The organism is Agarivorans sp. QJM3NY_33, from assembly GCF_050870865.2.
GTDB lineage: Bacteria > Pseudomonadota > Gammaproteobacteria > Enterobacterales > Celerinatantimonadaceae > Agarivorans.
Genome location: NZ_CP194039.2, coordinates 2,717,953 through 2,744,597, shown reverse-complemented (window position 1 = coordinate 2,744,597; position 26,645 = coordinate 2,717,953). Strand labels below are relative to the sequence as shown.

The 26,645-nt window shown below is 43.5% G+C and carries 25 protein-coding genes and 2 pseudogenes; 19 read left to right on the top strand and 8 right to left on the bottom strand.

Annotated elements, in window-relative coordinates; genetic code table 11:
• Nucleotides 1–32: 32 nt before the first annotated feature.
• The gene (locus ACRRSY_RS12335; protein ID WP_432453317.1) at nucleotides 33–620 is read right to left on the bottom strand and encodes a LysE family translocator; all 588 of its coding nucleotides are present in this window, start codon (nucleotides 618–620) and stop codon (nucleotides 33–35) included.
• 110 nt (nucleotides 621–730) lie between these two features.
• On the opposite strand from ACRRSY_RS12335, the gene ACRRSY_RS12330 reads away from it, so the two are divergent.
• Entirely contained in the window at nucleotides 731–1,174 is a 444-nt protein-coding gene (locus ACRRSY_RS12330) for an Lrp/AsnC family transcriptional regulator (protein ID WP_432453316.1), read from the top strand.
• Between the two features lie 60 nt (nucleotides 1,175–1,234).
• On the opposite strand, the gene katG is transcribed toward ACRRSY_RS12330, so the two are convergent.
• On the bottom strand, nucleotides 1,235–3,445 hold the full coding sequence (gene katG, locus ACRRSY_RS12325; RefSeq protein WP_432459295.1) for a catalase/peroxidase HPI: 2,211 nt from the start codon (nucleotides 3,443–3,445) through the stop codon (nucleotides 1,235–1,237).
• Between the two features lie 168 nt (nucleotides 3,446–3,613).
• Here katG and ACRRSY_RS12320 point away from each other — a divergent pair, with 168 nt between their 5' ends.
• Nucleotides 3,614–3,925, top strand: a complete 312-nt coding sequence (locus tag ACRRSY_RS12320) for a TfoX/Sxy family protein (RefSeq protein WP_432463298.1) — start codon at nucleotides 3,614–3,616, stop codon at nucleotides 3,923–3,925.
• 81 nt (nucleotides 3,926–4,006) lie between these two features.
• Nucleotides 4,007–4,699, top strand: coding sequence for a DUF4336 domain-containing protein (locus tag ACRRSY_RS12315; protein ID WP_432463297.1), 693 nt, complete (start codon nucleotides 4,007–4,009; stop codon nucleotides 4,697–4,699).
• 241 nt (nucleotides 4,700–4,940) lie between these two features.
• On the opposite strand, the gene ACRRSY_RS12310 is transcribed toward ACRRSY_RS12315, so the two are convergent.
• Nucleotides 4,941–5,837: an AraC family transcriptional regulator N-terminal domain-containing protein gene (locus tag ACRRSY_RS12310; RefSeq protein WP_432463296.1), complete on the bottom strand. Its 897-nt coding sequence runs from the start codon at nucleotides 5,835–5,837 to the stop codon at nucleotides 4,941–4,943.
• Nucleotides 5,838–6,005: 168 nt separating this feature from the next.
• On the opposite strand from ACRRSY_RS12310, the gene ACRRSY_RS12305 reads away from it, so the two are divergent.
• Nucleotides 6,006–6,848, top strand: coding sequence for an SDR family NAD(P)-dependent oxidoreductase (locus ACRRSY_RS12305; protein ID WP_432463295.1), 843 nt, complete (start codon nucleotides 6,006–6,008; stop codon nucleotides 6,846–6,848).
• Nucleotides 6,849–7,287: 439 nt separating this feature from the next.
• Here ACRRSY_RS12305 and ACRRSY_RS12300 read toward each other — a convergent pair whose 3' ends face one another.
• Nucleotides 7,288–7,905 (bottom strand): GyrI-like domain-containing protein, encoded by a 618-nt coding sequence (locus ACRRSY_RS12300; RefSeq protein WP_432459300.1) that lies wholly within the window; start codon nucleotides 7,903–7,905, stop codon nucleotides 7,288–7,290.
• Between the two features lie 814 nt (nucleotides 7,906–8,719).
• Complete coding sequence (locus tag ACRRSY_RS12295; RefSeq protein WP_432463294.1) at nucleotides 8,720–9,289, bottom strand: NAD(P)H-dependent oxidoreductase; 570 nt, start codon at nucleotides 9,287–9,289, stop codon at nucleotides 8,720–8,722.
• A 154-nt stretch (nucleotides 9,290–9,443) separates the two neighbouring features.
• On the opposite strand from ACRRSY_RS12295, the gene ACRRSY_RS12290 reads away from it, so the two are divergent.
• Both ACRRSY_RS12290 and ACRRSY_RS12285 read left to right on the top strand, forming a co-directional pair.
• Nucleotides 9,444–9,770, top strand: a complete 327-nt coding sequence (locus tag ACRRSY_RS12290) for a winged helix-turn-helix transcriptional regulator (RefSeq protein ID WP_432463293.1) — start codon at nucleotides 9,444–9,446, stop codon at nucleotides 9,768–9,770.
• A gap of 76 nt (nucleotides 9,771–9,846) precedes the next feature.
• Nucleotides 9,847–10,418 (top strand): annotated as a pseudogene (locus ACRRSY_RS12285) (IS5 family transposase); the annotation flags it as partial.
• Between the two features lie 158 nt (nucleotides 10,419–10,576).
• On the opposite strand, the pseudogene ACRRSY_RS12280 reads toward ACRRSY_RS12285, so the two are convergent.
• Nucleotides 10,577–10,802, bottom strand: a pseudogene (locus ACRRSY_RS12280) (transposase); the annotation flags it as partial.
• Nucleotides 10,803–10,874: 72 nt separating this feature from the next.
• On the opposite strand from ACRRSY_RS12280, the gene ACRRSY_RS12275 reads away from it, so the two are divergent.
• The 10 genes from ACRRSY_RS12275 to ACRRSY_RS12230 all read left to right on the top strand — a co-directional run bounded on the left by ACRRSY_RS12275 (nucleotide 10,875) and on the right by ACRRSY_RS12230 (nucleotide 20,958).
• Nucleotides 10,875–11,075 carry a hypothetical protein gene (locus ACRRSY_RS12275; protein WP_432463291.1) on the top strand — a complete coding sequence of 67 codons (201 nt, stop codon included), beginning with the start codon at nucleotides 10,875–10,877 and terminating at the stop codon, nucleotides 11,073–11,075.
• 404 nt (nucleotides 11,076–11,479) lie between these two features.
• The gene (locus ACRRSY_RS12270) at nucleotides 11,480–11,929 is read left to right on the top strand and encodes a hypothetical protein (RefSeq protein WP_432463290.1); all 450 of its coding nucleotides are present in this window, start codon (nucleotides 11,480–11,482) and stop codon (nucleotides 11,927–11,929) included.
• Entirely contained in the window at nucleotides 11,919–12,431 is a 513-nt protein-coding gene (locus ACRRSY_RS12265) for a hypothetical protein (protein WP_432463289.1), read from the top strand. Before ACRRSY_RS12270 ends, ACRRSY_RS12265 begins: the two co-directional genes overlap by 11 nt.
• 798 nt (nucleotides 12,432–13,229) lie before the next feature.
• Nucleotides 13,230–14,315, top strand: a complete 1,086-nt coding sequence (locus ACRRSY_RS12260) for an ABC transporter substrate-binding protein (RefSeq protein ID WP_432453305.1) — start codon at nucleotides 13,230–13,232, stop codon at nucleotides 14,313–14,315.
• A 1,172-nt stretch (nucleotides 14,316–15,487) separates the two neighbouring features.
• Nucleotides 15,488–16,366 carry a nitrogenase iron protein gene (gene nifH / locus ACRRSY_RS12255; protein WP_432463287.1) on the top strand — a complete coding sequence of 293 codons (879 nt, stop codon included), beginning with the start codon at nucleotides 15,488–15,490 and terminating at the stop codon, nucleotides 16,364–16,366.
• Nucleotides 16,367–16,411: 45 nt separating this feature from the next.
• Entirely contained in the window at nucleotides 16,412–17,869 is a 1,458-nt protein-coding gene (nifD, locus tag ACRRSY_RS12250) for a nitrogenase molybdenum-iron protein alpha chain (RefSeq protein ID WP_432453303.1), read from the top strand.
• Nucleotides 17,870–17,973: 104 nt separating this feature from the next.
• Nucleotides 17,974–19,545 (top strand): nitrogenase molybdenum-iron protein subunit beta, encoded by a 1,572-nt coding sequence (gene nifK / locus ACRRSY_RS12245; RefSeq protein WP_432463286.1) that lies wholly within the window; start codon nucleotides 17,974–17,976, stop codon nucleotides 19,543–19,545.
• Nucleotides 19,546–19,608: 63 nt separating this feature from the next.
• Nucleotides 19,609–19,821 carry a putative nitrogen fixation protein NifT gene (gene nifT / locus ACRRSY_RS12240; protein WP_432453301.1) on the top strand — a complete coding sequence of 71 codons (213 nt, stop codon included), beginning with the start codon at nucleotides 19,609–19,611 and terminating at the stop codon, nucleotides 19,819–19,821.
• Between the two features lie 28 nt (nucleotides 19,822–19,849).
• Nucleotides 19,850–20,539, top strand: a complete 690-nt coding sequence (locus tag ACRRSY_RS12235) for a NifB/NifX family molybdenum-iron cluster-binding protein (protein WP_432459304.1) — start codon at nucleotides 19,850–19,852, stop codon at nucleotides 20,537–20,539.
• Nucleotides 20,527–20,958, top strand: a complete 432-nt coding sequence (locus ACRRSY_RS12230; protein WP_432463285.1) for a hypothetical protein — start codon at nucleotides 20,527–20,529, stop codon at nucleotides 20,956–20,958. Before ACRRSY_RS12235 ends, ACRRSY_RS12230 begins: the two co-directional genes overlap by 13 nt.
• A 260-nt stretch (nucleotides 20,959–21,218) precedes the next feature.
• Here ACRRSY_RS12230 and ACRRSY_RS12225 read toward each other — a convergent pair whose 3' ends face one another.
• Nucleotides 21,219–21,863, bottom strand: coding sequence for a hypothetical protein (locus ACRRSY_RS12225; protein ID WP_432463284.1), 645 nt, complete (start codon nucleotides 21,861–21,863; stop codon nucleotides 21,219–21,221).
• Nucleotides 21,864–22,537: 674 nt separating this feature from the next.
• Here ACRRSY_RS12225 and proV point away from each other — a divergent pair.
• From proV to proX, 3 genes are read left to right on the top strand one after another with little or no spacing between them, the layout of a single operon-like run.
• Nucleotides 22,538–23,725: a glycine betaine/L-proline ABC transporter ATP-binding protein ProV gene (proV, locus tag ACRRSY_RS12220; RefSeq protein WP_432453291.1), complete on the top strand. Its 1,188-nt coding sequence runs from the start codon at nucleotides 22,538–22,540 to the stop codon at nucleotides 23,723–23,725.
• Between the two features lie 2 nt (nucleotides 23,726–23,727).
• On the top strand, nucleotides 23,728–24,837 hold the full coding sequence (gene proW / locus ACRRSY_RS12215) for a glycine betaine/L-proline ABC transporter permease ProW (RefSeq protein WP_432459307.1): 1,110 nt from the start codon (nucleotides 23,728–23,730) through the stop codon (nucleotides 24,835–24,837).
• A 27-nt stretch (nucleotides 24,838–24,864) separates the two neighbouring features.
• Nucleotides 24,865–25,875, top strand: a complete 1,011-nt coding sequence (gene proX / locus ACRRSY_RS12210; RefSeq protein ID WP_432459308.1) for a glycine betaine/L-proline ABC transporter substrate-binding protein ProX — start codon at nucleotides 24,865–24,867, stop codon at nucleotides 25,873–25,875.
• 158 nt (nucleotides 25,876–26,033) lie between these two features.
• Here proX and ACRRSY_RS12205 read toward each other — a convergent pair whose 3' ends face one another.
• Entirely contained in the window at nucleotides 26,034–26,639 is a 606-nt protein-coding gene (locus ACRRSY_RS12205; protein ID WP_432463283.1) for a LysE family translocator, read from the bottom strand.
• Between the last annotated feature and the right edge of the window lie 6 nt (nucleotides 26,640–26,645).

Genomic DNA, 26,645 nt, shown 5'->3' with positions numbered 1-26,645 from the left:
CAAATTTACCCTCGTCACCAATTAAGCGGGTATTAAACCATTGGAATCACTGATATGACTAACAAACCTGCCATGCAGTAATTAAAAGCTCTTATCTTATTAGGTGCAGTTAAAAAAGTTTGTAATTGTTTCCCCGCAGCGGCCCAAATGCCGACCGAAGGGAGGTTAATTAAGCTAAAGATCAATGAAACAAGGAGCACACTATTTAGTTCGCTGCTTGGTGCATACACACTAATGGCGCTGAGTGCCATAGACCAAGCTTTGGGGTTGACCCATTGAAACGCAGCTGCAGATAAAAAGCTCATTGCTTGATATTGCTGATGTGTCGCGTTCACTGGCTTACTGCGAGCAATTTTAAACGCTAGAAAGAGCAGATAAAGTATGCAGGCAATCTGTAATAGCTGATGAATAAAGGGGTAACGCGTAAACAGCCCCGTTAAACCGAAACCTAACAAGATCACCATCAAGCTGAAACCAAATACCACGCCTAACATGTGGGGGATGGTGCGAATGAAACCGACACTCGCTCCCGAGCTCATTATCATAATATTGTTTGGACCGGGTGTGACCGTTGAAACAAAAGCAAAGCTAACCAGTGCTATAAGTTGTTGATATTCCATGTCTGTTTCTTATTTCAATTGTATTGGGTACTTGTATATTAATTAGATATGCCGTAAATTTTGTGCCTATATTTGTTTAGATCAGCATTAATGCACAACTATTGGTGGTTATGGATAGATTCGACGAAAGAATATTGCGAGAGCTAAAATTGAACGGTCGCTTAACTAATGTGGAGTTGGCAGAACGCATCGGTTTGTCACCTTCGGCGACTTTACGTCGAGTGCAAGAGCTGGAGCGCAGCCAAGTGATTCAAGGTTATCGAGCGGTGCTTAACCCAATCAAATTAGGGATAGGATTCATCGCCTATGTCACGATTGGGCTGTCGAATCATAGCAAACAATCGCAGCTCGATTTTGAAGCGCACATTATGGATGCCAAACAAGTCACCGAATGTCATAACATCACTGGGGCGAATGAGTACCTGTTACGGATCGAGACTGCCGATCTTGCCGCCTATAAACGTTTTCATTCTGACGTGCTGGGTGAGATCCCTCAAGTTAATTCGATTTCAACTCTGGTGGTGATGGAAACGCCGAAAGACCAACGAAGCTAAAGCGCAAAAAAAACCATCGGATTGGCTCCGATGGTTGGTATCATTTTTAGCACTGGTTATTTAAGCGAGATCGAAGCGATCGGCGTTCATCACCTTATTCCACGCGGCTACAAAGTCGTGTAAGAACTTGGTTTGTGCATCACTTTGGGCATACACTTCGGCAAGTGCCCGCAACTGCGAGTTGGAACCAAATACCAAATCAACTCGGGTGGCGGTCCATTTTAATGCGCCATTAGTTCGCTCACGTCCTTCAAATACGCCTTTTTCTGTGGCACTTGGTTTCCACTCGGTTGCCATATCTAGCAGATTCACAAAGAAGTCATTACTCAACTGCTCTGGTCGCTGGGTCAATACCCCATGTTGCGTTTGCTGATAGTTGGCATTGAGGACTCGCATGCCGCCAATCAGTACCGTCATTTCGGGAGCACTTAAACCAAGTAGTTGTGCCTTATCAAGCAATAGTTCTTCCGACGACACGCTGTAGCTCGCTTTTAGATAATTGCGGAATCCGTCTGCGATAGGCTCTAAGGGTTCGAACGCTGTGACGTCAGTTTGTTGCTGCGAGGCATCATTGCGCCCGGCACTAAACGGAACTTCAAGCTTTTGTCCGGCTGCTAGCGCTGCTTGTTCAATGGCAGCGTTACCGCCCAGTACGATTAGATCAGCGAGCGAGACCTGTTTGTTATTGCTCTGGGCTTGATTAAACTCGCTTTGAATGGCTTCTAGTACCGCTAATACCTTGGCTAACTGAGCGGGTTGATTGGCCTGCCAGTCTTTTTGTGGTGCAAGGCGGATCCGAGCCCCATTGGCGCCACCGCGTAGATCCGAACCGCGGAAGGTCGAGGCCGAAGCCCAAGCCGTTGCAACTAGCTCAGATACCGATAGTCCAGAATTTAACAATTTTACTTTGAGCGCCTTAATATCGGCGTCGTCGATGATTGCATGTTCTACCGCTGGAATAGGATCTTGCCAAATTAATTCTTCGGCAGGGACTTCTGGGCCGAGGTAGCGTTGAACAGGTCCCATGTCGCGGTGAGTTAGTTTGAACCATGCGCGAGCGAAGGCGTCGGCAAATTCTTCAGGATTTTGATGAAAATGCTGAGATATTTTGCGATAGGCGGGATCTTCGCGAAGTGCAATGTCTGAGGTTGCCATCATTGGCGCATGGCTTCTCGACGGATCGTGAGCATCGGGGACGCTATTTTTGGCGCTATTGCCTGTTGGTGTCCACTGTTGGGCACCGGCTGGGCTTTTGGTGAGTTGCCACTCGTTACCAAATAGGGTTTCAAAGAAGCTGTTATCCCATTGCGTTGGCGTGGCAGTCCAAGCGCCTTCTAAACCGCTAGAAATAGTGTCCACACCCTTGCCTGAGCCCATACTATTGTGCCAACCTAAACCTTGTTGCTCGATGGACGCGGCTTCTGGTTCGGCACCGACCTGCGCGGCATCACCTGCGCCGTGTGTTTTACCAAAGGTATGACCGCCAGCGATCAGCGCCACCGTTTCATAGTCATCCATGGCCATGCGGGCAAAGGTTTCACGAATATCCTTGGCTGAGGCGAGGGGATCGGGGTCGCCATTGGGCCCTTCTGGATTCACGTAAATTAAGCCCATTTGTACTGCGGCTAAAGGATTTTCTAGATCTCGTTCTCCGTTGTAACGTTTGTCATCTAACCATTCTCGCTCTGTTCCCCAATAGATGTCTTCTTCGGGTTGCCATATATCGACGCGCCCGCCAGCAAAACCAAAGGTTTTTAGGCCCATCGATTCTAATGCGACATTACCGGTTAAGATCATCAAGTCTGCCCAAGAAATTTTGTTTCCGTATTTCTGTTTAATTGGCCAGAGTAAGCGGCGAGCCTTGTCTAAGTTCACGTTGTCAGGCCAACTATTAAGGGGAGCAAAACGTTGACTACCGCTGCCAGCACCGCCACGGCCATCACCGGTGCGATAGGTGCCTGCACTGTGCCATGCCATGCGAATAAAAAACGGTCCATAATGGCCGTAATCGGCTGGCCACCAATCTTGTGAATCGGTCATTAAGGCTTGAAGATCATGTTTAAGTGCTGCGAAGTCGAGGCTTTTAAATGCTTGCGCATAGTCAAAGTTTTCACCGAGCGGGTTTGATTCTTTACTGTGTTGGTGAAGAATATTGAGGTTGAGTTGATTCGGCCACCAATCTTGATTGGCGGTGCCCTTATCAGCAACTTTAGTTCGAGAGCCGTGCATCACTGGGCATTTGCCGGCGCTTACCGCATTATTTTTATCCATTATTCTCTCCACTTTGGTTTATGGTATTGCTTGGTTGTAGGGGTGACCCTTACTGTTCGTAAACATCATAGTTTAATATATCGTAATTGGTGTAACCGTTTGTTTTTATTGCTGTGATAGTTTTTATCTATGGTTTGAATTGGTATTCATGAAGGAGTACATACTCAGATGAAAAGCCTAACAGATTTACCGGGATTGGGGCCAAAATCAGCTCAAATGCTTGAGCAAGCGGGAATTATTTCGCTAGAAGACCTACGTGAGTTAGGCGCAATCCGAGCTTTTATCAAGGTGAAGCAGTTCGGTGCAACTCAGCCTAGTTTAAATCTATTGTATGTTTTGGTAGGAGCCTTAGAGGGAAAACATTGGTTAAGCATCGCCAAACAACAAAAAGCAGAGCTGATTATGGTTTTAGAAGGCTACCAAGAGCTGGAACAATTATTTACAGAGCAGGGCAAGCCTTTAAGCCTAATATCATCATAGGGTCTGGTCTGCATTTTACTGGTGTTGCCAAGCTGTTGAGTATTTATGGAGCCATTATTGTGAGTGAACAAGGAAGTAGCCATGATTCAAATTTCCAATAGTGTTTGGGTCGGTGAGGGCGAAACGGTGCCATTTTTTGGCTTGCCTTATAGTACCCGCATGACTGTGATCCGTTTATCGTGCGGTTCATTGTGGCTACACAGCCCGATTCGTTGGACAAGTCAGTTGCAACAACAATTGGATCAACTTGGTCCGGTTAAGTATTTAGTGGCGCCAAATAAATTACATCATTTGTTTATTAGTGAGTGGCAACAGCAGCACCCTCAGGCTCAGGTTTTTGCTACTAAAGCTTTACAAACGAAGCGCAAAGATATTCGTTTTGACGGATTATTTACGCCAAATATCCCCGGCCCTTGGCAAGCTGATATCGCGCAATTGTTATTTACTGGTTCTGTCGCGATGGAAGAATGTGTGTTTTTTCATAAGCCCTCTCAGGTGTTGATTGTGACCGATCTGGTCGAGAATTTTTCACCCGAGGTTTTTACGCCAATTCAGCGCCATGTCGCAAAAGCCACCGGGATCCTTGCGCCCCATGGCAAAATGCCCATCGATTGGCGCCTTAGTTTTATCTTTGGTAAAAGTGAGGCCAGGCAACACCTACAGCAGATCTTGAGCTGGCAGCCGAAAGTTCTGATCATGGCCCACGGCCTGATCGTTAACCATGAAGTTGACAAGTTTTTACGTCGCTCGTTTGCTTGGCTCGGATTGACTTAGCGGCTTAGGGGCTCTGTTCGCAGGGAGAGGTCAAGATGAACATTTGGCGCACAGGGTATCGCTTTATTTGTTGTGGGTTCTACTGGTTAAGTTTTAGCTGAAATACAAGCCCTGGAGAGATGAGAGCGAGATACCTTCAGCTACCCGATTAAGTTTCTCTGGCAAGTTAAATAACAAACCTACCAGAGCATGTTCTGAGATATTTTACTTATTAGAATTACAACAAAGGTCCAACTTGTTATCAAAGCACCGACTGAAAATTACCTTTGAGGCGTATAGAGTCATGTTTGGGCGGTAACCCAAATTGTTTCGAATACTCACGACTGAATTGTGAGGGTTCTTTGTAGCCGACTTCAAACCCCGCTTCTGCGGCTGCATATCCCTCCACCAACATAAGCCGTCTTGCTGCCATCAATCGCAAATGACTTCTGAACCGAATCGGACTTGTCCCAGTGACGTCTTTAAAATGTTTATAAAAACCTGACTGTCCCATATTTGCGATGCTGGCCAGTTTATTGATGGATATCGATTCGGTGAAATGGGTTTCTAACCATGTTATCGCTTTTTTTATACGACGCAGTCGGCTGTTTGCTGTCGCCATCTGAACAAGGACCGTATGAGATTGCGGGTTCTGAAGTAGCCTCCAAATCAGCTCTCTTTCAATTAATGGTGACAACACCGCGATATTTTGTGGGCATTGCAGCGTCTCGGTCAGCCTTACTACAGTATCGACCAATTGATCATCCATTGATCCCAGATTTAATCCGGAAGTCGTGCCTTCACTATCGCTTGTTTTGGTACATAGCTCGGTCAATTCTGCGATGAGTGCAGAATCCAGATCCAGTCGCAGGCAAAGATACGGACTACTTTTTGTAGCTTCTGTGACTGCGCCAAAAACGGGTAGCTGTACAGAGCCTAACAGGTAGTGCGCGGAGTCGTAATGGTAAATCTGATTGTTGAGTCTAGCCTCTTTCCTCCCTTGTGCAACCACACATATTGCTGGTTCGTAAAGAACCAGCTCAGGCGTGGTGGGTATGGAGGATCTCATAATCGAAACCCGTGGAATTGGTGTCTGAAAAATACCATCATCGTTCGAGAAATCGAGTAATAGCTTTGCCAGATCGCATATCGTACGCATATATCAGCACTCCATTCCTGTATTACTTAATTCAGAACACTAATTAGAATATGGAGGATGATACAAGAATTATGGGAAAGAGTCATACCGACTACTTGTGCTTTTCATCCACGATAACTACCAGTGAGCCTTGAGGCTCAAATTTGAAAATTAGCACAAAGGTTACTTATGAAGAAAACATGGTTCATTACGGGCGCATCTCGCGGTATCGGCTTCGAAATTGCACAAGCGGCACTGGTCTCTGGTGACAATGTCGTCGCAACAGCACGTAACGTAAGAAGGCTTCGGGAGCAATTGGGCTCAGAAATCCAACCACAGCTAGAATGTATTGAGCTAGACGTGAATAATTATATTCAGGCGAAAGAGGCGGTCAGCTGGTCAATTGAGCGATTTGGTAGTATTGAAGTTTTGGTGAACAATGCTGGTTTCGGTCAGCTCGGTCACTTTGAAACCGTTGAGCAGCGTGCTATAGAGCAACAATTCTCTACTAATGTTTTTGGTCTGATGCACGTGACCCGTGCAGTATTGCCAGCTATGCGCAGGCAGCAACGCGGGCACATTCTGAATTTGTCATCTATTGGTGGTGCTCTGGGCTTTGACGGCGCTGCCATCTATTGTGCTGCAAAATTTGCTGTAGAAGGATTCTCAGAAAGCCTCGCGTTGGAAGTGGCCCGCTTTGGCATCGATGTCACTATTGTTGAACCAGGCTTTTTTCGAACAGACTTTTTGGATGACTCTTCTGTACGTTATGGCCAAATTGAATTACAAGACTATACGGATGTCGCAAATACTCAAAAATCACAATACGATGAATATAGCCATGCGCAACTCGGTGACCCTAAAAGGCTTGCCCAACTCATTGTGAATACTGCGGGTATAAGCCCGGCACCACTTCGACTAGTCGCAGGTAGCGATGCTCTTTCTATGTCTCGGGACATCCTAAATAATCGTATGAAAGAACTAGAACTATGGGCCGATATTACAGTAACAACAGATCATCAGGAGGAGTAATTCTAGTTGGGACTTGAAAATAAACTAGCTCCATAGCGGCAATGCTGCTTGGCCTTATGTACGCGCAGATCTTCTGTAGGAAGATCAGCGTTTAATCACACGATGATGAATAAACGCTAAGGACTCGCGAATGGCAAGGGCATTACCGTGAGGGAATGTCTGAAGCAAGCGGACGTTTTTTAGATAAAGACTCCCAATGCCGCTTTATTTTGTAATGGTTGGGACACGGTGAAGGCCCAAACCTGAAAATCAATGAGGAGCCTGTGCAGCTCATTCGTTCTATATCCGATCGGACATAGAAACAGTGGCGCAAAATCAGAAGCCGTCATTGGAATGCAAAGGTGCGAATCGGCCGTTGTATTTTAAACATTTTCAGGAAACGCCCTGTGCGGTGCCGCATGCAGGGTGTTGTGGAGGCTAGATACCTGCGGCTACCCGATTAGCCATTTTCTATGGGTTGCCGTATTACTGTTTTCCAATTTTCAGGGGCAGCTTTACGAATATCACTCAAGTAAATCTCATGGTGCTTACCGGCTTGCGTGTATTCGTTGGCATGGATAAATTCATGGACACGCTCAACCGTTGGTCCCTCTTCTGAAAAAAGTCCAATGTGCATAGTCTGTGCTGATATACCTTCACAAAATAACTCAAAACGAACCTTTGGCAATGCCTCTAAATTCTTTTTTTCCTTTACCTGCTTGTAGGCTTCTAAGAACAGATCTTGTGTCACATGTTTCGGTTGCATAATCATAGACGTCCATTTCCATTTGCTCTTGTCGTTGATGTCAAATAGAGACATGTCATCAACCCACCAAAGCCCTTCCAATGGCATGACGCCGTAGTCAATTTCTAATTCGCCTTTCTTGACCATGAATTTGAGAGCATACGACAAGGCGTAGAGAGCCTCGATTGCGTCACTGTAGTCTTTCGCTGTATTCGGATCACCCTGGCCATCAATCATCAGGAAATTCATTTCTGGGACATCAACAATCTCAACGCTCTTCGGGGAAGGTTTGTATAGGTGTTTCAACTCTTTCTTATAGTCAATTTTCTTCATTATTTATCCTTGGCTAAGGCCTTACTAAGTTGCAGCTAACCGCTATAGAACTCAAGCAAAGCCACCTTAACCATAGACTAAACCTAAAATGCCGAGCGTTCGCTGTCGACTTGAGTAATTTGTGTACGCCCGGCAGGGGCATGAACGAATGATGTGAAAGTCCTCTGTAGGAAGGTCACCGTTTAGTAACTCTTTCGTTATTAAACGCTAAGGACTCGCGAATGGCAAGGGCATTACCGTGAGGGAATGTTTGAAGCAAGCCGGACGACTTTTTATTTAAAGAGAGGGCGAGCTGATGAACAAGAACATTATACGAGGCGTAGGCTGGAGGCGAGTTGGCACAAGACAACGTAGCTAAGTGATCTAACGGTCACCGTAAATAATGCAGCAGTGCAGAAAAAAGAGAAAGTGCATGTTCTACTTCTTATAAATAAAGAGTGGGGGAGCTGTAGTGGCATAGTGAATGATTAACTGACTCCATGGCGATTTAAGCAGACGGTATTTTTAGATAAAGAGTCCCAATACCGTTTTATTGTGTAGTGGTTGGGACATAGTGAAGACCTGAACCTGAAAATCAATGAGGAGCCTGTGCTGCTCACTCGTTCTATATCCGATCGGACTTAGAAACAGTGGCACAAAATCAAAAGCCGTCATTGGAATGCAAAGGCGCGAATCGACCGTTGTATTTTAAACATTTTCAGGAAACGCCCTGTGCGGAGCCGCATGCCGGGTGTAGTGGGGGCCGGAGGCTAGATACCACCGGCTACCCGATTCGGTTTTTGCATACATATAATACTACAAAAACTAAATATGATTAGTTACACTGGCGAAAATCTAAACTATTTATAAACTCCACCAGTTTGTTAGCATGAGCAGCGGCACGTTGTTCAACTTCCAATTTATCACCGTAACTATCTGGAATGTAAACCATGTTGTGGGAAACAATTGGTGGGTGATATATCATTCCGCAACGCTTAGCTATCTGTTGTAATGGCTTTAGAAACTCTTCAACAGTAAAGCTATTGAGCCCCCCCTCTGAGTAACTCTGATCAGGACCACCAATTGTCGTCGAGATCATAAATGATTTTCCTTTTAATTTATCACCAGTATCTCCGTGAGCAAAACCATGCAAAAATACTCTATCTAACCACTCTTTCAGCATTCCAGGCATGCTATACCAATGAAATGGGTATTGAAAAATAACTATGTCAGCTCCTAACAGTGCTTTTTGCTCCGCATCGACGTTAATGTTAAAGTCAGGATACATTCTATAAAGATCTCTTACTTCAATATTATCTCTATCAACCAGCCTCTCTATAATAATTTTATTAGCGATTGATTGTTCATTTACATCCGGATGCGCAAGTGCAATTAAAACCTTCATAACTTATCCCTTAATTTATTAAACATATACGTAGCATCTCATTGCTACCAATATTGTTGCTCAGACACCAGAAGAGTAAACTAAGTAGAAATTCAAAGTAAGTACGCACATTTTTGGTATGTAGTGTCATTTTGTATACTAAGGGAGAGTTATCATGAGTCACAGCGACTATGACTGCAATAATGGTTGTCCAGTTGAAGCCACGTTAGAAGTTATTGGCGGAAAATGGAAAGGGATAGTACTTTACCATCTACTTTCAGAAACGATCCGTTTTAATGAATTACGCCGTTTAATGCCAGAAATTACACAACGAATGCTAACAAAACAGCTAAGAGAACTAGAAGCCGACAATCTGATTTCGAGAAAGATATACGCAGAAGTTCCCCCAAAAGTTGAATACTCAATAACGACCTACGGAAAATCCCTGAACCCCATAATAGAAGCGCTACATGCATGGGGCGTTCAACATTTGAAGAAATAAACTAGACACCCATTCTAAAAACAAAACCAATAATAACACCTTTTCGCGGCACTTAACCTATATAACTTTTAGGCACATCGTGATTGATTCAATGGGTTTAAAGGTGTTTGGTGAAGGAGAATGGAAGGTGCGTAAGCACGGCAAAGAAAAGCGCCGAGTATGGCGTAAACTCCACCTTGCTGTTGATACTGATACGCATGAAATAGTGAGCATGGTGGCATCACTCGATTCAGTGCATGATTGCGAAGCCTTACCCACACAGCTAAACCCACTTCGTCGCAAAATTCGAAAAGTCTCGGCGGATGGGGATTATGACACTAAACGCTGCTATGGGGTATTGGAACGAAAAAGAATAGCCCCGGTGATCCCACCGAGGCAAAACGCCGCTTACTGGGAGGAAGGCCATCCTCGCAACCAAGCCGTTGAAGCCCTGCAAAATGACCAACTAGAAGAATGGAAAACCCAATCGGGTTATCACGAGTGTTCACTGTCAGAGACGGCCATGTACCGCTACAAGCAGTTGACGAGTGATAAGTTGAGCTTACGTAATTACAACGCCCAAGCGGGTGGGGTGAAATGATGGCAAGTGTCAGTGCATTAAACAAAATGACTAGGCTAGGTATGCCTGTTCGTCAGGTAACTGGCTAAATAAAGTAAGAGCCTAGAATAACTGCACCTTGAGTTTGGATTTGATCAACAAGGCTCATAACAAGCACTCGACGCGAAGACTTTACTTAAGCGTTGATGGGTGGCGAATACTTCGCCACAATCATGGGTATCTAATATAATTTGGTGTTTAATATAATTTACGATATGCGTATGATTGCTCATGACCGCATAGGCGCACACATCAATGGCGAACACCTCCGCTAGCTTTAGCAAATAGTCTTCTACCCATTGGCGGCGATGGTCATAACTCTTGCCTGTTTGCTTATCCTCACCACATAAATAAGCCCGACGCACACAGCGGGAAACACAGTGGTAATAAGGCGTATCATCCAAGCTTACTTGCGATTTTCTAGGCTGAGGCATAATGATAACTCCCCCAAATAAACCACTGTTGATAGTTTAGACTATAATAAGCGTTTCGTTAGTTGGGGTATCTTGTTTGACGCGTTGTTTGACGCGTTGTTTGACGCGTTGTTTGACGCGTTGTTTGACGCGTTGTTTGACGCGTTGTTTGACGCGTTGTTTGACGCGTTGTTTGACGCGTTGTTTGACGCGTTGTTTGACGCGTTGTCTGACGCGTTGTCTGACGCGTTGTCTGACGCGTTGTCTGACGCGATACCGTGCTTAACTAAATGACGATAAAGCCAAAACCCACAAGGCCCAGCTTCATAAACTACACAAAGATGACTAGCCAAGTATTTATGTTTTTGATAGAATTATCGATAAATTTTTTGATAGAGCAAATATTGGTGGGGATGGTGCCATGGTAAATAGGCTCATCTCTCGAATTATCAATACAATAAGCGACATCTGTGGTTTCTTTGTGAACGTCTAGTCCAATGAAAAACGTGCTAGATTTAGACGTGTTGATCTCCTGTTCTGTTATGACTTCCATCTAACAGTGTGGCTCTAGTTTGACGAATCCACGATAAATGCAGGAGGTCGACACTTTCACCAGGGGATCATTATGTCTGGGGTGTAAAGGGTTGCATCACGTATATTTATTCACATTAAACTTTACAATTATTAAAGGATTAAAATTGAAAGAGTGTCCAATCATTATTGATTTAAAATTAGATGAAAAAAGCCTAAAAGCTATTGAGGAAATAAAACAAATATACAACTTGAAAAAGATTGGTAGATACGCTCTATTCATGGGCCATATTTATTCTATTTTTGGAGGTAGTGTAAAAAGGGGAGCGTCTAGTTCAGGTGTTTCCACTGTTATGAATGCTATTCCTAATGGCACAGCCAAGGAAGTACTAAATGGTGCAGGTAAAGTTGTTATTTCTGAGGCGAATCAAACAAGCTATAATATTTATATGGCTAATTGGGAGTATTTTTACCAATCCTTTGATGCTTTTGATAAAATAGCACAAGAAAGAATTGAATTTATTGCATTTAATCAAGGTCAAGCTCATATCTCTAAGCCTAAAGAATATAAATTTTGGAAGGCTATATATTTAGGTTGTAAATATAATGCTAAATAAAATTATTTTCACATTGTTACTGACACTTCCATTCTATTCTATGGCTGAAATTTCAGAGGAAGCTAAATATGCTTCTTTTTTGGTCCAGGTTAACTTAACTAAATATAGTGAGAAAAGTGAGCGATGTCGTAATAAAATGAGATCTTTTACGTTGTCATCAACTGACAGAGCCCGCCTAAAAAAATTACCTAAAGAGGCCTCAAAAGGTTTAACAAAGTTACTTGATGACGCGCTTCTACAATGTACTCAGCCTGAAATATTTAATTTAGCTAATTCATTACTTATTCTTGAGGAACAAAATACTTTAGAAAAATCTTCTGTTATTAAGGAGCAGGTACATTTAATTAGGAAGCTTGTTTTTTCTAAAACTTCTATTCAACCAAATATAGAGTACTCACAATTATCACCAGGATTACAGTCTAAGTTAAATAAAATTGATTTTTTAAAGTATCCTTTTGATATGTTTGTCGTTATTGAAGGTGCTTGGGGCCTCCCTCATTAATGCACCATAACAGGGCGAGCGCATGAGTATTTTTTAAGCATAAAGTGGTTATAGGTTGAATAGCATCTTACTAAGCCACAATTAAATTGCCTGCGCTTTTACTCTCTATCCTTTACGCCGTGCTCAATTTGAGCAAAAAGAAGAGCATAGACATCCATGTTAAAAACTACAGGGACAGTAACAACGTTAGTGAAGTGAACACCACTGAAATCATTTAGTCCTCAGGTTATTGTCATGCCGATTAACGGCTAAATTCACAATAGGTGACTCAGTTTGATGCAATTAACCAGACAGTCATCCCAACGAGCTGCTTTAGAATGACAATCTTGTTATTTCTTGCCATGCCTAGCTAGAATATATAAGGGCTCGCCATATTGTTGTGAAGTCATGTCCGCATCTCTGCTATACCAACTCCCAACTCCCAACTCCCAACTCCCAACTCCCAACTCTTAGCTCCTAACGCGCCACCTATAACTGCAGTTAATATCGCCATCGGTAAACGTAAGTGAATAAGCATGATTTGAACTGAATCTTCACCAGAAATGGAAAGCCAAATAAAGTTAAAGATCGCTTTCAGCCCCCTTGTTGCATCAAGTATAGAGTGTCCAGAAGCAGTACTTTTTATTTTTTCTTAATATTCAATTGCTTAATGTTAATTTCTTGTCAATGTATTGCCTATTTTGTTTCAAATGCAAATGATGTTTATTTGCATTATCGTTAGCAAATGGATAGTGTGACGCAGTCTTCAAGGCAGTTCAGTATTAATCGGTTAGCAAAATAGATAAGGACTCATATAAAATGTACAAAATATTACTTGGCTTAATCGCAGTTATTTTTAGTCAGGTTTCGTTTGCAAAACTCACCACTGTCACGGATGTTATTGATCGTGAAGTCACTTTTAATGCCCCAGCGCAACGTGTAGTTGTTGGCTTTTATCCAGAAGACTATATGGCAATAGGTACTGAAGCGGCATTTGATAATGTTGTTGGGATGGCAAAATACATGTGGGAAACTCGCACTGAAAACTGGGAGTTATATGTAAAACACCGTCCTTCTTTAAAAAATATTCCTGATATGGGTCGAGTGGATACCAACTCTTTCTCTGTTGAAAAGGTCATAGCACTAAACCCTGATCTATTGATGCTAGCCGAGTGGCAATATAAAGCGCTGGGGAGTGAAGTATCACGCTTCGAGTCTGTAGGGATCCCGATTATCGTTGTTGATTACAATGCCCAAACCGTAGAGCGTCATGTTAAGAGTACTGAGCTAATAGGTGTTATTACTGGCCAGGAAGAGCGCGCAGCCAAAATTTCGAGTGAGTACCAGCAAAGTGTAGAGATGATCAACGCTAGGTTAAAAGAAGCCAACCTGCCTAAACCGAAGGTTTATACTGAATACGGAGGTGCCGGTGTGGAAGAAATTGGTTATACGTTTGGTAAAAACATGTGGGGTGCTATTTCCACAATGGCTGGCGCAGATAATATCGCAGCTCCTTATGTCGAATGGTGGGGAAAACTCAATCCTGAACAAATTATTGCCGCTAACCCAGACATTGTGGTTATCACTGGTTATGAATCTGGTCGAGCAAATAAAACAGCGATGGTTATGGGACAAGGAGTTGATGAAGAGTTAGCGAAGCAACGTCTTCTCGGCTATAAAAATCGCGATGACTGGACAACGTTAGCAGCTGTGAAAAACAATCGAATCTATGGTGCATATCACGGTGCGGTTCGGACGATTTTGGATGGTGCTATGATCCAATATTACGCCAAGATAATGTATCCGGAAGTTTTTAAAGATTTAGACCCAGTTGAGTATTACCAAAATTTCTATAAAAAATACCTACCTGTTCGTCCGAAAGGCACGTTTATGACTCATTTATAGTTGATTACTTACAAGTAACAATACGGGAGTCAGTGACTCCCTAACAAGATAGCTAGACAGCGATTCCTGTTTTAAAATGTCTTCTTATTTTTCCAGCGTAGAGCTTGTATTGAGAAAACGATCTAGCTTGGTGAGCGCAGCACCACAAAGAACACTCTTGGTTGCAAGTCCCAGAGTGTGAAGACGTTTTTGAGGAATCGAGGGGCGATTCAACATTGCAACGCGATGAAAACTATAACTCAATATGCTTAAACAAAAAGTTGGGAGAGACGCATATTCTAGGACAAGCAATGCTTGACCAGCCACCATGTTATAGGCCAAATTAAGAGAGTGTATTCCCCTCTAACGCTTATTTAAGTAAGTGCTCTACAGACACATTACTTTTATAAAAACTGATACACATACAATCAATCTAATATCAAATTTAGCCGTATTATCTTCATTGATAAAGATGGAATTGCTTACTGGCTAGTGATGAGAAAAGGTTGATCATGGTAACAAATAACTAGACTGTCATCCTAACTCTCCAAACACATGCTTGCGCTATTGTGAGCAATGATGCAGCAAGCCATTTATAGGATTTAGTCGTGATTTGTCAGAACGTGGGCAAAATCGAGTATGAGCGCCTATCCGTTATTGGTTGAGGATACCACCCCTTATATTAGGCGCTAGCGGTTTATATTGCTGTTAATGCTGTCGCCTATCGTTAGTGGGATGTGCCTGCGCATATCATTGAGTTAAGCCATAACCACGATAAACCGAGAACCACAGCTCTAAGTTTACTGCTGCAAGCATTGCACAATCTGTTGTGGTGTTTACTTAAGCAGCTGAAGCTGCTGGTTAGGTTCGATAATGACATTTAGCCCAGTGGCATGATCGAGCTGCATTTTATATTACTTGTCCTGAACATTTTCTCAATATTGAGTGATTTAATTGTATCTAAGTCATTTATTCATTTGTTGGGGGGCGCTCTGCAAGCACAATCATTCTTACAATGATTGTTGTGTAAGCGACATTGATGAGGGCTTTGTGGCACGCACTTGCGACAAAAACTTCTTAGTGATGATTTATTCTTGTTTTTATTCAATGACTTATGGTTTTTATTCCAGTTGGCTCGGTATTCGCAATAGTTACTGCGGGAACCGTTTATCAAGCTAAAGGAAGAAAATATTATGGCTATTCGTCAATGTGCAATTTACGGAAAAGGTGGTATTGGTAAATCAACTACTACCCAAAACTTAGTAGGTGCTTTAGCAGAAGCTGGCAAGAAAGTAATGATTATCGGCTGTGATCCTAAAGCGGATTCAACCCGCCTTATTTTACATGCAAAAGCGCAAAATACCATTATGGAAATGGCTGCTGATGCGGGTTCTGTAGAAGATATCGAATTAGAAGATGTACTTAAAGTCGGTTACGGCGGTGTTCGTTGTGTTGAGTCTGGCGGTCCTGAGCCAGGTGTAGGTTGTGCGGGTCGTGGTGTGATTACTGCGATTAACTTCTTAGAAGAAGAAGGCGCCTATGAAGAAGATCTCGATTTCGTATTCTACGACGTATTGGGTGACGTGGTTTGTGGTGGTTTCGCTATGCCTATTCGCGAAAACAAAGCGCAAGAAATCTACATCGTGGTATCGGGTGAGATGATGGCGATGTATGCCGCAAACAACATCTCTAAAGGGATTTGTAAATATGCTGCCACCGGTAGTGTTCGTTTAGCGGGTCTGATTTGTAACTCACGTAAATGTGACCGTGAAGATGAACTGATTGAAGCGCTTGCGGCCAAAATTGGTACTCAAATGATCCACTTCGTACCGCGTGACAACGTTGTACAACAAGCTGAAATTCGTCGTATGACCGTGATTGAGTACAACCCTAAATGTAATCAAGCCGATGAATATCGCGCCCTCGCCAATAAAATTATCAACAACGAGTTATTTGTCGTTCCGACTCCTGTGACTATGGATGAGTTAGAAGAGTTGCTTATGGAATTCGGCATCATGGACGCAGAAGACGAGTCGATCATTGGTCAAGTTGCTGAAGAAGTGACCGCCTAATCATTCACCAACCAAGTGATCTTATTGATGCTATAGGAGGCAGCAATGTCTAACAATAAAGCAGAAACTCAAGCGCTGATTGATGAAGTGCTAGAAGTTTATCCAGAAAAAGCCAAAGCGGATCGTAAAAAGCACCTCGATGCCAACGACAGTGGAACGGGTAGTTGTATTACCGCTAACCGTAAGTCGTTGCCAGGGGTGATGACTGCGCGGGGCTGTGCTTACGCGGGTTCGAAAGGGGTTGTGTGGGGACCAATTAAAGATATGGTGCATATCTCTCATGGTCCTGTGGGTTGTGGCCAATACTCACGCGCTGGCCGTCGTAACTATTATACCGGTTATACCGGGGTAAACAGCTTCGGCACCATGAACTTTACCTCTGATTTCCAAGAGCGCGACATTGTGTTTGGGGGCGATAAAAAACTTGCCACCATGATCGACGAAGTGGAAATGTTGTTTCCATTAGCGAGCGGGATTTCTATTCAATCAGAATGTCCTGTCGGGCTGATCGGTGATGATATCGAAGCGGTTGCTAAAACCAAAGGTGCAGAAATCGGTAAAACCATCGTGCCAGTGCGTTGTGAAGGTTTCCGTGGGGTGAGTCAGTCGCTGGGTCACCACATCGCCAACGATACTTTACGAGATTACGTCTTGGATAAGTCGGAAGGTAAAGAAGTCGCGACCACCGATTACGATGTGGCCATCATTGGTGATTACAACATTGGTGGTGATGCCTGGTCTTCACGGATCTTATTGGAAGAAATTGGTTTACGGGTCGTGGCGCAGTGGTCGGGTGACGGTACCTTACCAGAGCTTGAAAATACCCCTTCGGTGAAGCTTAACCTAGTTCACTGTTATCGTTCGATGAACTACATCTGTCGCCACATGGAAGAAAAATACGGTGTGCCATGGATGGAATACAACCTATTTGGTCCCACTAAGTGTGAAGAGTCCTTACGCGCTATTGCGGCCAAGTTCGATGAGAAAATTCAGGCCAAGGCTGAAGAAGTGATTGCTGGTTACAAAGCGCAATGGCAAGCCGTTGTCGACAAGTACCGTCCTCGCTTAGAAGGCAAAAAAGTCATGTTGTATGTGGGGGGATTACGTCCGCGTCACGTGATTGGTGCCTATGAAGATTTAGGTATGGAAATTGTTGGTGCAGGTTATGAATTTGGTCATAACGATGATTACAGCAAAACCGTTCCTGAAGTGAAAGATGCCACCTTAATTTACGATGACGTAACAGGTTACGAGTTAGAAGCATTTGCCGACAAACTGAAACCCGATCTGATTGGTGCTGGTGTGAAAGAAAAATACATCTTCCAAAAAATGGGGATCCCGTTCCGTCAAATGCACAGCTGGGATTACTCCGGTCCTTATCATGGCTTCGATGGGTTTGCTATTTTCGCCCGCGACATGGACATGACGCTGAACAACCCTTGTTGGAATAAGTTAACGCCACCATGGAAGGCGGATAAGACAGAAAATCAAGCAGCTGCTTAAGCGCAGTCTAGTTTGCTTAGCAAGGTCAGGATGAGTGCAACCGCACTTGAGTGTTTAACTCAATCCGTTAGTTCACAGATGAGTGGCGCGGAAGGAGATATAAAATGAGTCAATCAGTAGACGATATCAAAGCTGGCTACCCGCTGTTTCAGCAGCCAGAATATCAAGACATGATGGCGCGCAAACGTGCCGATCATGAAGAAGGCGTGAGTGACGAGAAGATCAAAGAAGTCTTTGAGTGGACCACCACTGAAGCGTACCAAGAGCTTAACTTTTCACGCAAAACCTTAACTATCGATCCCGCAAAGGCCTGCCAACCACTTGGTTCGGTATTATGTGCCTTGGGTTTCGAAAAAACCCTCCCTTATGTACATGGTTCGCAAGGATGTGTGGCTTATTTCCGCACTTACTTTAACCGTCACTTTAAAGAGCCAGTGGCTTGTGTGTCAGATTCGATGACCGAAGATGCAGCGGTATTTGGCGGTCAAAAAAATATGTACGATGGCCTTCAAAACTCCTTGGCATTGTACAAGCCAGAGGTGATTGCTGTTTCTACTACCTGTATGGCGGAAGTTATTGGTGATGACTTGAATGCCTTCATTGGTAATGCCAAGAAAGAGGGTTACATCCCAGAAGACTTGCCAACCCCATTTGCCCATACACCGAGTTTTGTGGGCAGTCATGTCACCGGTTGGGATGGCATGTTTGAGGGCTTTGCCAAGTATTTCACGGGCAAAAACATGGACGATAAGGTGGTCGCTAGTAATGGCAAAATCAACCTTATTCCCGGCTTTGAAACCTACTTAGGAAACTACCGTGTCATCCATAGCATGCTGCAGCAGATGGATGTTAATTACAGTCTATTGAGTGATCCTTCGGAAGTACTCGATACGCCAGCTGATGGCGAATATCGTATGTACGCAGGCGGTACACCGCTGGCTGAGCTAGAAGATGCACCAAACGCGATTACCACCATTTTGCTGCAACCCGATCAATTGGTGAAAACCAAGAAGTTTGTGGAAGGCGTTTGGAAGCATGAAGTACCTACACTCAATATTCCAATGGGCTTAGATTGGACCGATGAATTCTTAATGAAGATTTCTGAACTCACTGGCAAAGCGATCCCTGAATCACTGGCGACCCAGCGTGGCCGTTTAGTGGACATGATGACTGACTCGCATACTTGGCTACATGGAGTCAGCTTCTCTATCTATGGCGACCCAGATTACTTAATGGGTTTAACTAAATTCCTGATGGAATTGGGCTGTGAAATTAAACACATCTTATGTAATAACGCCGCAAAACGCTGGCGTAAGAAGATGGAAGCCTTGATTGCGCAATCGCCAACTACGGCCAATGCTGAAATTCACGTCGGTAAAGATCTATGGCATTTCCGTTCATTGGTGTTCACTAATAAACCTGACTTTATGATTGGTAACTCATACGCCAAATTCATCCAACGCGATACCAAAGCCAAGGGTGAAGAGTTTGAAGTACCCCTGATTCGACTGGGTTTCCCCATTTTCGATCGCCACCATTTGCATCGTAACACCACTTTAGGCTACGAAGGCGGCATGTATATGCTGACCACGCTGGTTAACGAAGTGTTGGCAAAACTCGATGAAGACACTTCAGAGATGGGTAAAACAGACTACGGTTTCGATCTGGTTCGTTAAACCTCGTTATCTGTATGAAGCAATGGCCGGTGCACTGCTCCGGCCATCTTAAGGAATCTAAGTATGCCAAATCTTATTATTAGTCGTGAAGCTTCCGGCGCGCTGCAGGCTTATATCGCCAAGAAAGACCTGGAACTGCCCATTCAAAATTTACAGTTTGAGCAAAGCGACCAGTGGGGCGGAGAAATCGAACTCAGTGATGGGAGTAAATATTACATTGAACCCGTTAATCCTGAGCCTACCTTGCCTAAAACCTTTCGTGCCCGTCGAGCCTAATGTTTAGTTTTATCATCAGGAGATAGTTATGAGCGTTTCAATGAGTGACCAGTTAGCCTTAAGGTTAGCCATGGCGTCGAAAGCGATGCCTGATATCGAATTAAAACAATTTGTCGATATCTTGGTGAAACACTGTGGTGAGCCGCTGACCGAGAAAAAGCTTCGTGCTTTAAGTCCCAAGGCTTTACGCGAAGTACTTCAGTCTTCAAGCGCTCATCTTGAACGCGGTCAAGTGAATCAAGTACATGCCATTTTTAGTTCGACTCAGATCAGTGCTATGCAACCACCAGAAGTGCCTGTGAGTCGCGAACTATCTGGATCGGTGCTGCAATTAGCCGTGAGCTCGAACAATTTGGAAGATATAGACGGCCATTTTGGCTCGTGCTTGCGATTTCTGATTTATCAGGTGAACTCACAGGGCTATCAATTAGTCGATGTGCGCCCGGTGGTGGAAAATAAAACTGGGGACGAACGGACCAGCTATTTGATCGAACTAATTGGTGATTGCCAATTGCTCGCGACCCTATCGATTGGTGGGCCAGCGGCGGCACGAGTTAGTCGTGCCGACATTTTGCCGCTGAAACAATTAACCCCGCAGCCCAGCCAGATTATTTTAGAGCGTTTGCAAGAGGTGATGCAGGCCCCTCCACGATGGTTACAACGCTTGCTCGATAAACAACAAGCAATACCTACAGAGGACTGTTTATGCACACTGTAACAAACAAAGACATGAAACAATGCGGCTGTAAGGGTGAAGCGCACGACCATCAACCCGAACATCAGCATGAGTGTCAGTGCCAGCAAGAAGGGGGAGAGCATACAGCCGAACATCAATGTGGTTGTACTTCAGGTCAAGGCGAAACCCAATTTGAAGCGCTGGATATGGCGATGCTCGGTAATTTAGTTCAGCGCCTCGCGGACCCAGCCACTTTTGAGCAAAAGTTGAGTTGTTTTACCAAGCATCATCCTGGCGTTCGGGTGATCGTGTGTAGTGAGGACGACATGGCAGAACGTGAACCGTTTATGGCCTGCGAACACTTTGACATATTTTTAATGGCTAACGGTATGGGGTGCGCCCGTATTACCGATAGTATTGAACTGGCCATCGGTGTAATTATTGCTATGCACGAAGAGTAGACCCAAGTATGTGATAATTTTATTGCGAAGGTGTGGCTTCTATTTGAGCAATGCGGCATTTCGAGAAAATTTGTCGATTCGCGATTCTCAGTGGTTGATATTCAACAATGATTCACAGCCGCCTTGAGTAAGTGGTGCGCTTGTTTTTACTTAATTATACCTATGTAGCGGAAGTTATTGTTTACTATAAAAATATTAGCTTATTGACATCAAGCCACCAAATAGGTGGCTTGGATTCTAACCGTTTCCTACTTCATCGCTTAGAGACGTTCTATGGAATAAATTGCGCCGGAATCTTTCATTAATTTGAGTTGTTTGATGTCGAAGGATAAAGGTTCATCATCATAGTAAGAATCAGCTAAAGCCTTATTCTCTTCGATGTCTTTACGCACACCAGAGGCCTTATTGTAGGCAACCTGGCTCACTTGAAACGTCACTCTGTTTACTGAAATTTGTTTTATTCGGATCAGCCCGTATTTGTATTTTGGATCTGCTTCGGTAAATATTTTTGTGAAATTAACAATATATAAATCGTTAATCACGGGTTGCTCGATATAAGCCACTTCTTGAAGGCCATTTTGCTGTAAAGAATAACTTAGCGTTAAGGCCAAACAGGCAATGATAATCAGCCCGGAAAACATCGGTAGGGTATTTTTTGGATTATAAACCGTGTTCTTGATTTGCTTCGCTAAGTCGTTTGGTAATTCTTTGCCGATGAGTGTTTTTTTACAATGAGTGCATTCGATACCAACCTTTTTGGAGGTAATAAATGTGGGGATCCAATACAGGTGAAAGTATCGAAGTAAACCGAAAGTAATAAATTGTTCATTTTCACAATTTGGGCACTGGAGTCCTTCTATGACGTGCCCTGATATGGATTTACCCTTTGAGCCAAAAAATATCATTTCTTTCTCCGTTTTTGCTTCAGCTGTTATTACTCTGTGTTTACTTATGACGACAAAGTCACCAGCTGATCACGATTTTAGTAATAAATAATAGTTTGCTCATTAAACGTCTGTCGCTATTCAAAATCAAGAATAAATATCCAATTTAAAGAGGCATATGAGTCTCGAATGACTTGGCAAATTGTGGTTTAACTTAAATCGGTATTTATCGTTACGTTTTTGTGACTGATACAGTAAATAGTTTTTACAGTTGCCATGCAAAAGCCAATACGAGTCACTCAGTATGAGAGTGATAAAACATTTGGCTCAAGATGTTTCAACTTTTCGCAGGAAGTCATTTTGAACGGTATTGAATTGGTTTACGTCCGTTTTTTGGCAAAATTAATAGGTTTTTCCGTGGCACAAACACCGACCTAAAACCAGTCATGGCGAATAAGATCTATTTATCTGTTTGTAATCATCGGTGAAAATACATTCAGTACGAAGTATTGTGCCGCTTGGGAACACTTTATACAGAAACAAGAATGTGGGCATAACGCTATGATAATATTGTGTTTTATTCGGTTTCAATTACGCCGTTATCAAACTGAATACTTGAAGTTCGTCACAAAAATGTTTAGAGTACATAATAAATATGAATGATTTAGTTTCATACAAAATCAAGGATGTAATTAATGCGAAGCATACTAGAAGTGAAAAGCTTGTATAAAGTGTTCGGTGAAACACCCGAACTCGCTTTTCCTCTAATAGACAAAGGTCTCGATAAAGATCAAATATTCGAGAAAACAGGACTCACCGTCGGTGTGAAAGATGTTTCACTAAGTATTCAAGAAGGTGAAATTTTCGTCATCATGGGCCTATCTGGTTCCGGAAAGTCCACCCTTGTGCGTCTGCTAAATCGATTGATTGAGCCTACCCGAGGTAGCGTATTACTGAATGGAAGAGATATTGCTAAAATATCCGAAGCAGAATTAAGGGAAGTTCGTCGACAAAACGTATCTATGGTGTTCCAAAATTTTGCGCTGATGCCACATATGTCAGTGATTGAGAACGCGGCCTTTGGTTTGGAATTGGCAGGTATTGAACTCAATCAACGCAATGCCAGTGCGAAAGCAGCCTTGGATAGGGTTGGCTTAGATGCCTACTGTGACTCATATCCAGATGAACTTTCTGGTGGCATGAAGCAGCGTGTTGGTCTTGCAAGGGCTCTGGCGAACGACCCAGATATTTTGTTGATGGACGAGGCTTTTTCCGCTCTCGACCCGCTGATCCGCACCGAAATGCAAGATGAGTTAATCCGCTTACAAAATGATGATAAACGAACGATTGTATTTATCTCTCATGACCTCGATGAAGCCATGCGTATTGGTGATCGAATTGCTATTATGCAAGATGGGATCGTCGTTCAAGTGGGAACTCCTGATGAGATCTTACAAAAGCCAGCTAACGATTATGTGCGGTCATTTTTCCGTGGGGTAAATACGGCGACTATTTTCACAGCCAAAGATATCGCGCTTAAAAATCCTGCGGCAGTATTTAAGAAGCATGATAATGACGGTCCGGCGACCGCAATTCAATTGCTGGTAGATAATGATCGAGAGTTTGGCATCGTCGTTGACCGGGCCAACAAATTCTCGGGTATTGTCTCTTTAGATTCACTAAAGGCTGCCAAGAAAGATAATGCATCTTTAAGCAGCGCTTTACTTCCTGACACCATCACTATTGACCCAGAACTATCCGTTAGCGAGCTGATTGGCCCAGTTGCTCAAGTTCCTTATTCGGTGCCAGTTGTCGACCAACATGGTAAGTATTTTGGCGTGATTACTAAATCACGACTGTTAAAAGTATTAGATAGAGAATAGACATGACAACGGAAACAACGCCTGCGACAGAGATAGTAGACCCTTGGGCGACCGCAACCTCAGCGCCGGTTGCCGATCCTTGGGCAACTGCCACCCCAGCAACATCTGCTGCTGATCCTTGGTCTAGTGGTGCAGCAGACACCGCCAGTGCAGCCAATGATTGGCTAACGACCAATGCTGCACCGGAGTCATTTGATTGGCTTCATCCTTTTAAGGAGGCTGTCATTCCTTTCGATCACTGGATCGAAACCGCTTTAAACTGGCTAGTCGCTCATGGTCGGCCGTTATTTCAAGCCATTCGGGTCCCAATTGACATTATTCTACAATCTTTTGAAACGACCCTAGTGTCTACACCAGCACCGATAATGCTGTTCATCTTATTTTTGATTTCTTGGCAGTTAGCTGGGCGCAAAATGGGCATTGCATCTTTGCTGTCACTGACCATTATTGGTTTAATCGGCGCATGGTCTGAAGCCATGGTGACCTTGGCATTGGTGCTGACCTCAGTATTTTTCTGCTTATTAATTGGGCTCCCCATGGGGATTTGGCTGGCGCGAAGTCAGCGGGCTGCACGCATTATTCGACCCATGCTAGATGCCATGCAAACAACCCCCGCTTTTGTTTATTTAGTCCCCATTGTGATGTTATTTGGTATTGGTAATGTGCCCGGTGTGGTGGTGACGATTATTTTTGCCTTACCACCAATTGTTCGGCTCACTATTTTAGGGATCCAGCAGGTTCCAGAGGAGCTTATTGAAGCGGGACATGCCTTTGGCGCAAGTTCGAAGCAAATGCTTTATCGGATTCAACTTCCTTTAGCAATGCCCACGATTATGGCCGGAGTCAATCAAACCTTAATGCTGTCTTTATCGATGGTGGTTATTGCGTCGATGATCGCGGTGGGTGGCCTTGGTCAAATGGTACTGCGCGGTATCGGCCGTTTAGATATGGGGATGGCCTCGGTTGGCGGCCTCGGTATCGTTATTTTAGCTATTTTACTCGATCGGCTGACTCAAACCATTGGTGTTGAATCACGTGATCAGAAATCACGCTGGTATCACAGTGGCCCAGCAGCTTTTATTCACTCTATCTATCGTAAAGTTAAATCCTAATTAGACTTGAAACTCAAGGAGAGAAATATGAATACAACATGGAAAAGCTTGCTTACTGCAACGACCATGCTTACGGCGACGCTTTCAACTACGGTCTTAGCCGAAAAACTTCCAGGTGAAGGTATTACGGTTCAACCCGTTCAGTCAACTGTGGCAGAAGAGACATTTCAGACACTGATTGTAAATAAGGCGATGGAAGCTTTAGGTTACACCGTGAGTCCAACTAAAGAAGTGGACTATAATGTTGCTTATACTTCAATTGCTGAAGGTGATGCAACGTATTTAACCGTTGGCTGGTTTCCATTGCATGCCGATAAATATGCAAAAGCGGGCGCTGATGAAAAGTTCTTTCGCTCGGGAGAATATATTTCTGGTGCCGCTCAAGGTTACTTAATCGACAAAAAGACCGCGACTAAATACGGTATTACCAATATTGCTCAATTAAAGGATCCAAAAATCGCTAAGTTATTTGATGCTAATGGTGATGGTAAAGCTGACCTAACGGGCTGTAACCCTGGTTGGGGATGTGAAGGTGTGATTGAACATCAACTTTCTGCTTTCGGTTTAGAAAATACAGTTACGCATAACCAAGGTAATTACTCAGCGATCATCGCCGATACTATTTCTCGTTATAAAAATGGCGGTTCGATCTTGTATTACACCTGGACCCCTTATTGGGTGAGCGGTGTATTGGTCCCAGGTAAAGATGTCGTTTGGTTGGAAGTCCCGTTCTCGTCGCTCCCTGGCGAACGAACAGATGTTGATACCACTTTACCGAACGGTAAGAATTATGGTTTCCAAATGAACTCAATGAATATTGTTGCGAATAAAAAGTTTGCCGCAGAAAACCCAGCCGCAGAGAAGCTATTTTCTATCATAAAACTGAACATTAACGATGTTAGTGCTCAAAACATGATGATGAGTCAAGGGAAAAACAAAAGTAAGGATATTGAAGCCCACGCAAATGGATGGATTAAAGCCCATCAAAAACAATTTGATGCTTGGATAGCGGAAGCGAAAGCCGCTCTCGTGAAATAAGCAACGCTGGTTTTAGTTATAGATGAACTCTAAAAGTTCTGAGAATTTGACGCTTAAAAAGGTCACAGACTCAGAACTTTTTTATTGGAAACTAAACTCGCATTGGACAGAAAGGTGACTTGTACCATATCGAGCTAAGTTAATTATTGCTGAGTTTACTATTTTATAATTTCTAGATATGCGTATTCATGAGCGATGCTGAACGCCACTAATACCAGTAGTCCTGACATGGATCGATTAAATATTTTGAAGTAAACCGGATTATTTAGCTTTTTTCCAAGTTGCATGCCGATGATCGAGTAGCTAGTCGGCGCGCCAAAAGCAAGCATCGATAAACCCACAGACCAAAGAATCATACTCATTCCATAAATATCTTCTGCCGGGAACTGAATGGTTGCGATAGGCAGCGTTGCAACTAATCCTTTGGGGTTTAATAGTTGTATAAGAAAACCATCCCAAAATGACAAGGTTTTTTTATCATTGGACGAGGGCTTAATATCCACACTCGTTTTCATGATCTTCCATGCGACATATAAAATGTAGCAGCACCCCAATAAACTGAGGTAAGGTAGTAAGACAGGGTTTACCAAGGTCGCACCAAGCAAGCCAAGGCTAATAAAAAGTAGTAACATCGCGAACGCCACACCAGCAAAGAAGCCGATGTGACCACGAGTGTTTCTATTGATACCGCTATGCATGCCTAGTAGATTGACTGGCCCAGGCGAGTACATAATACTAAAAGCATAGATTAGAATGCTTAACATATTGAA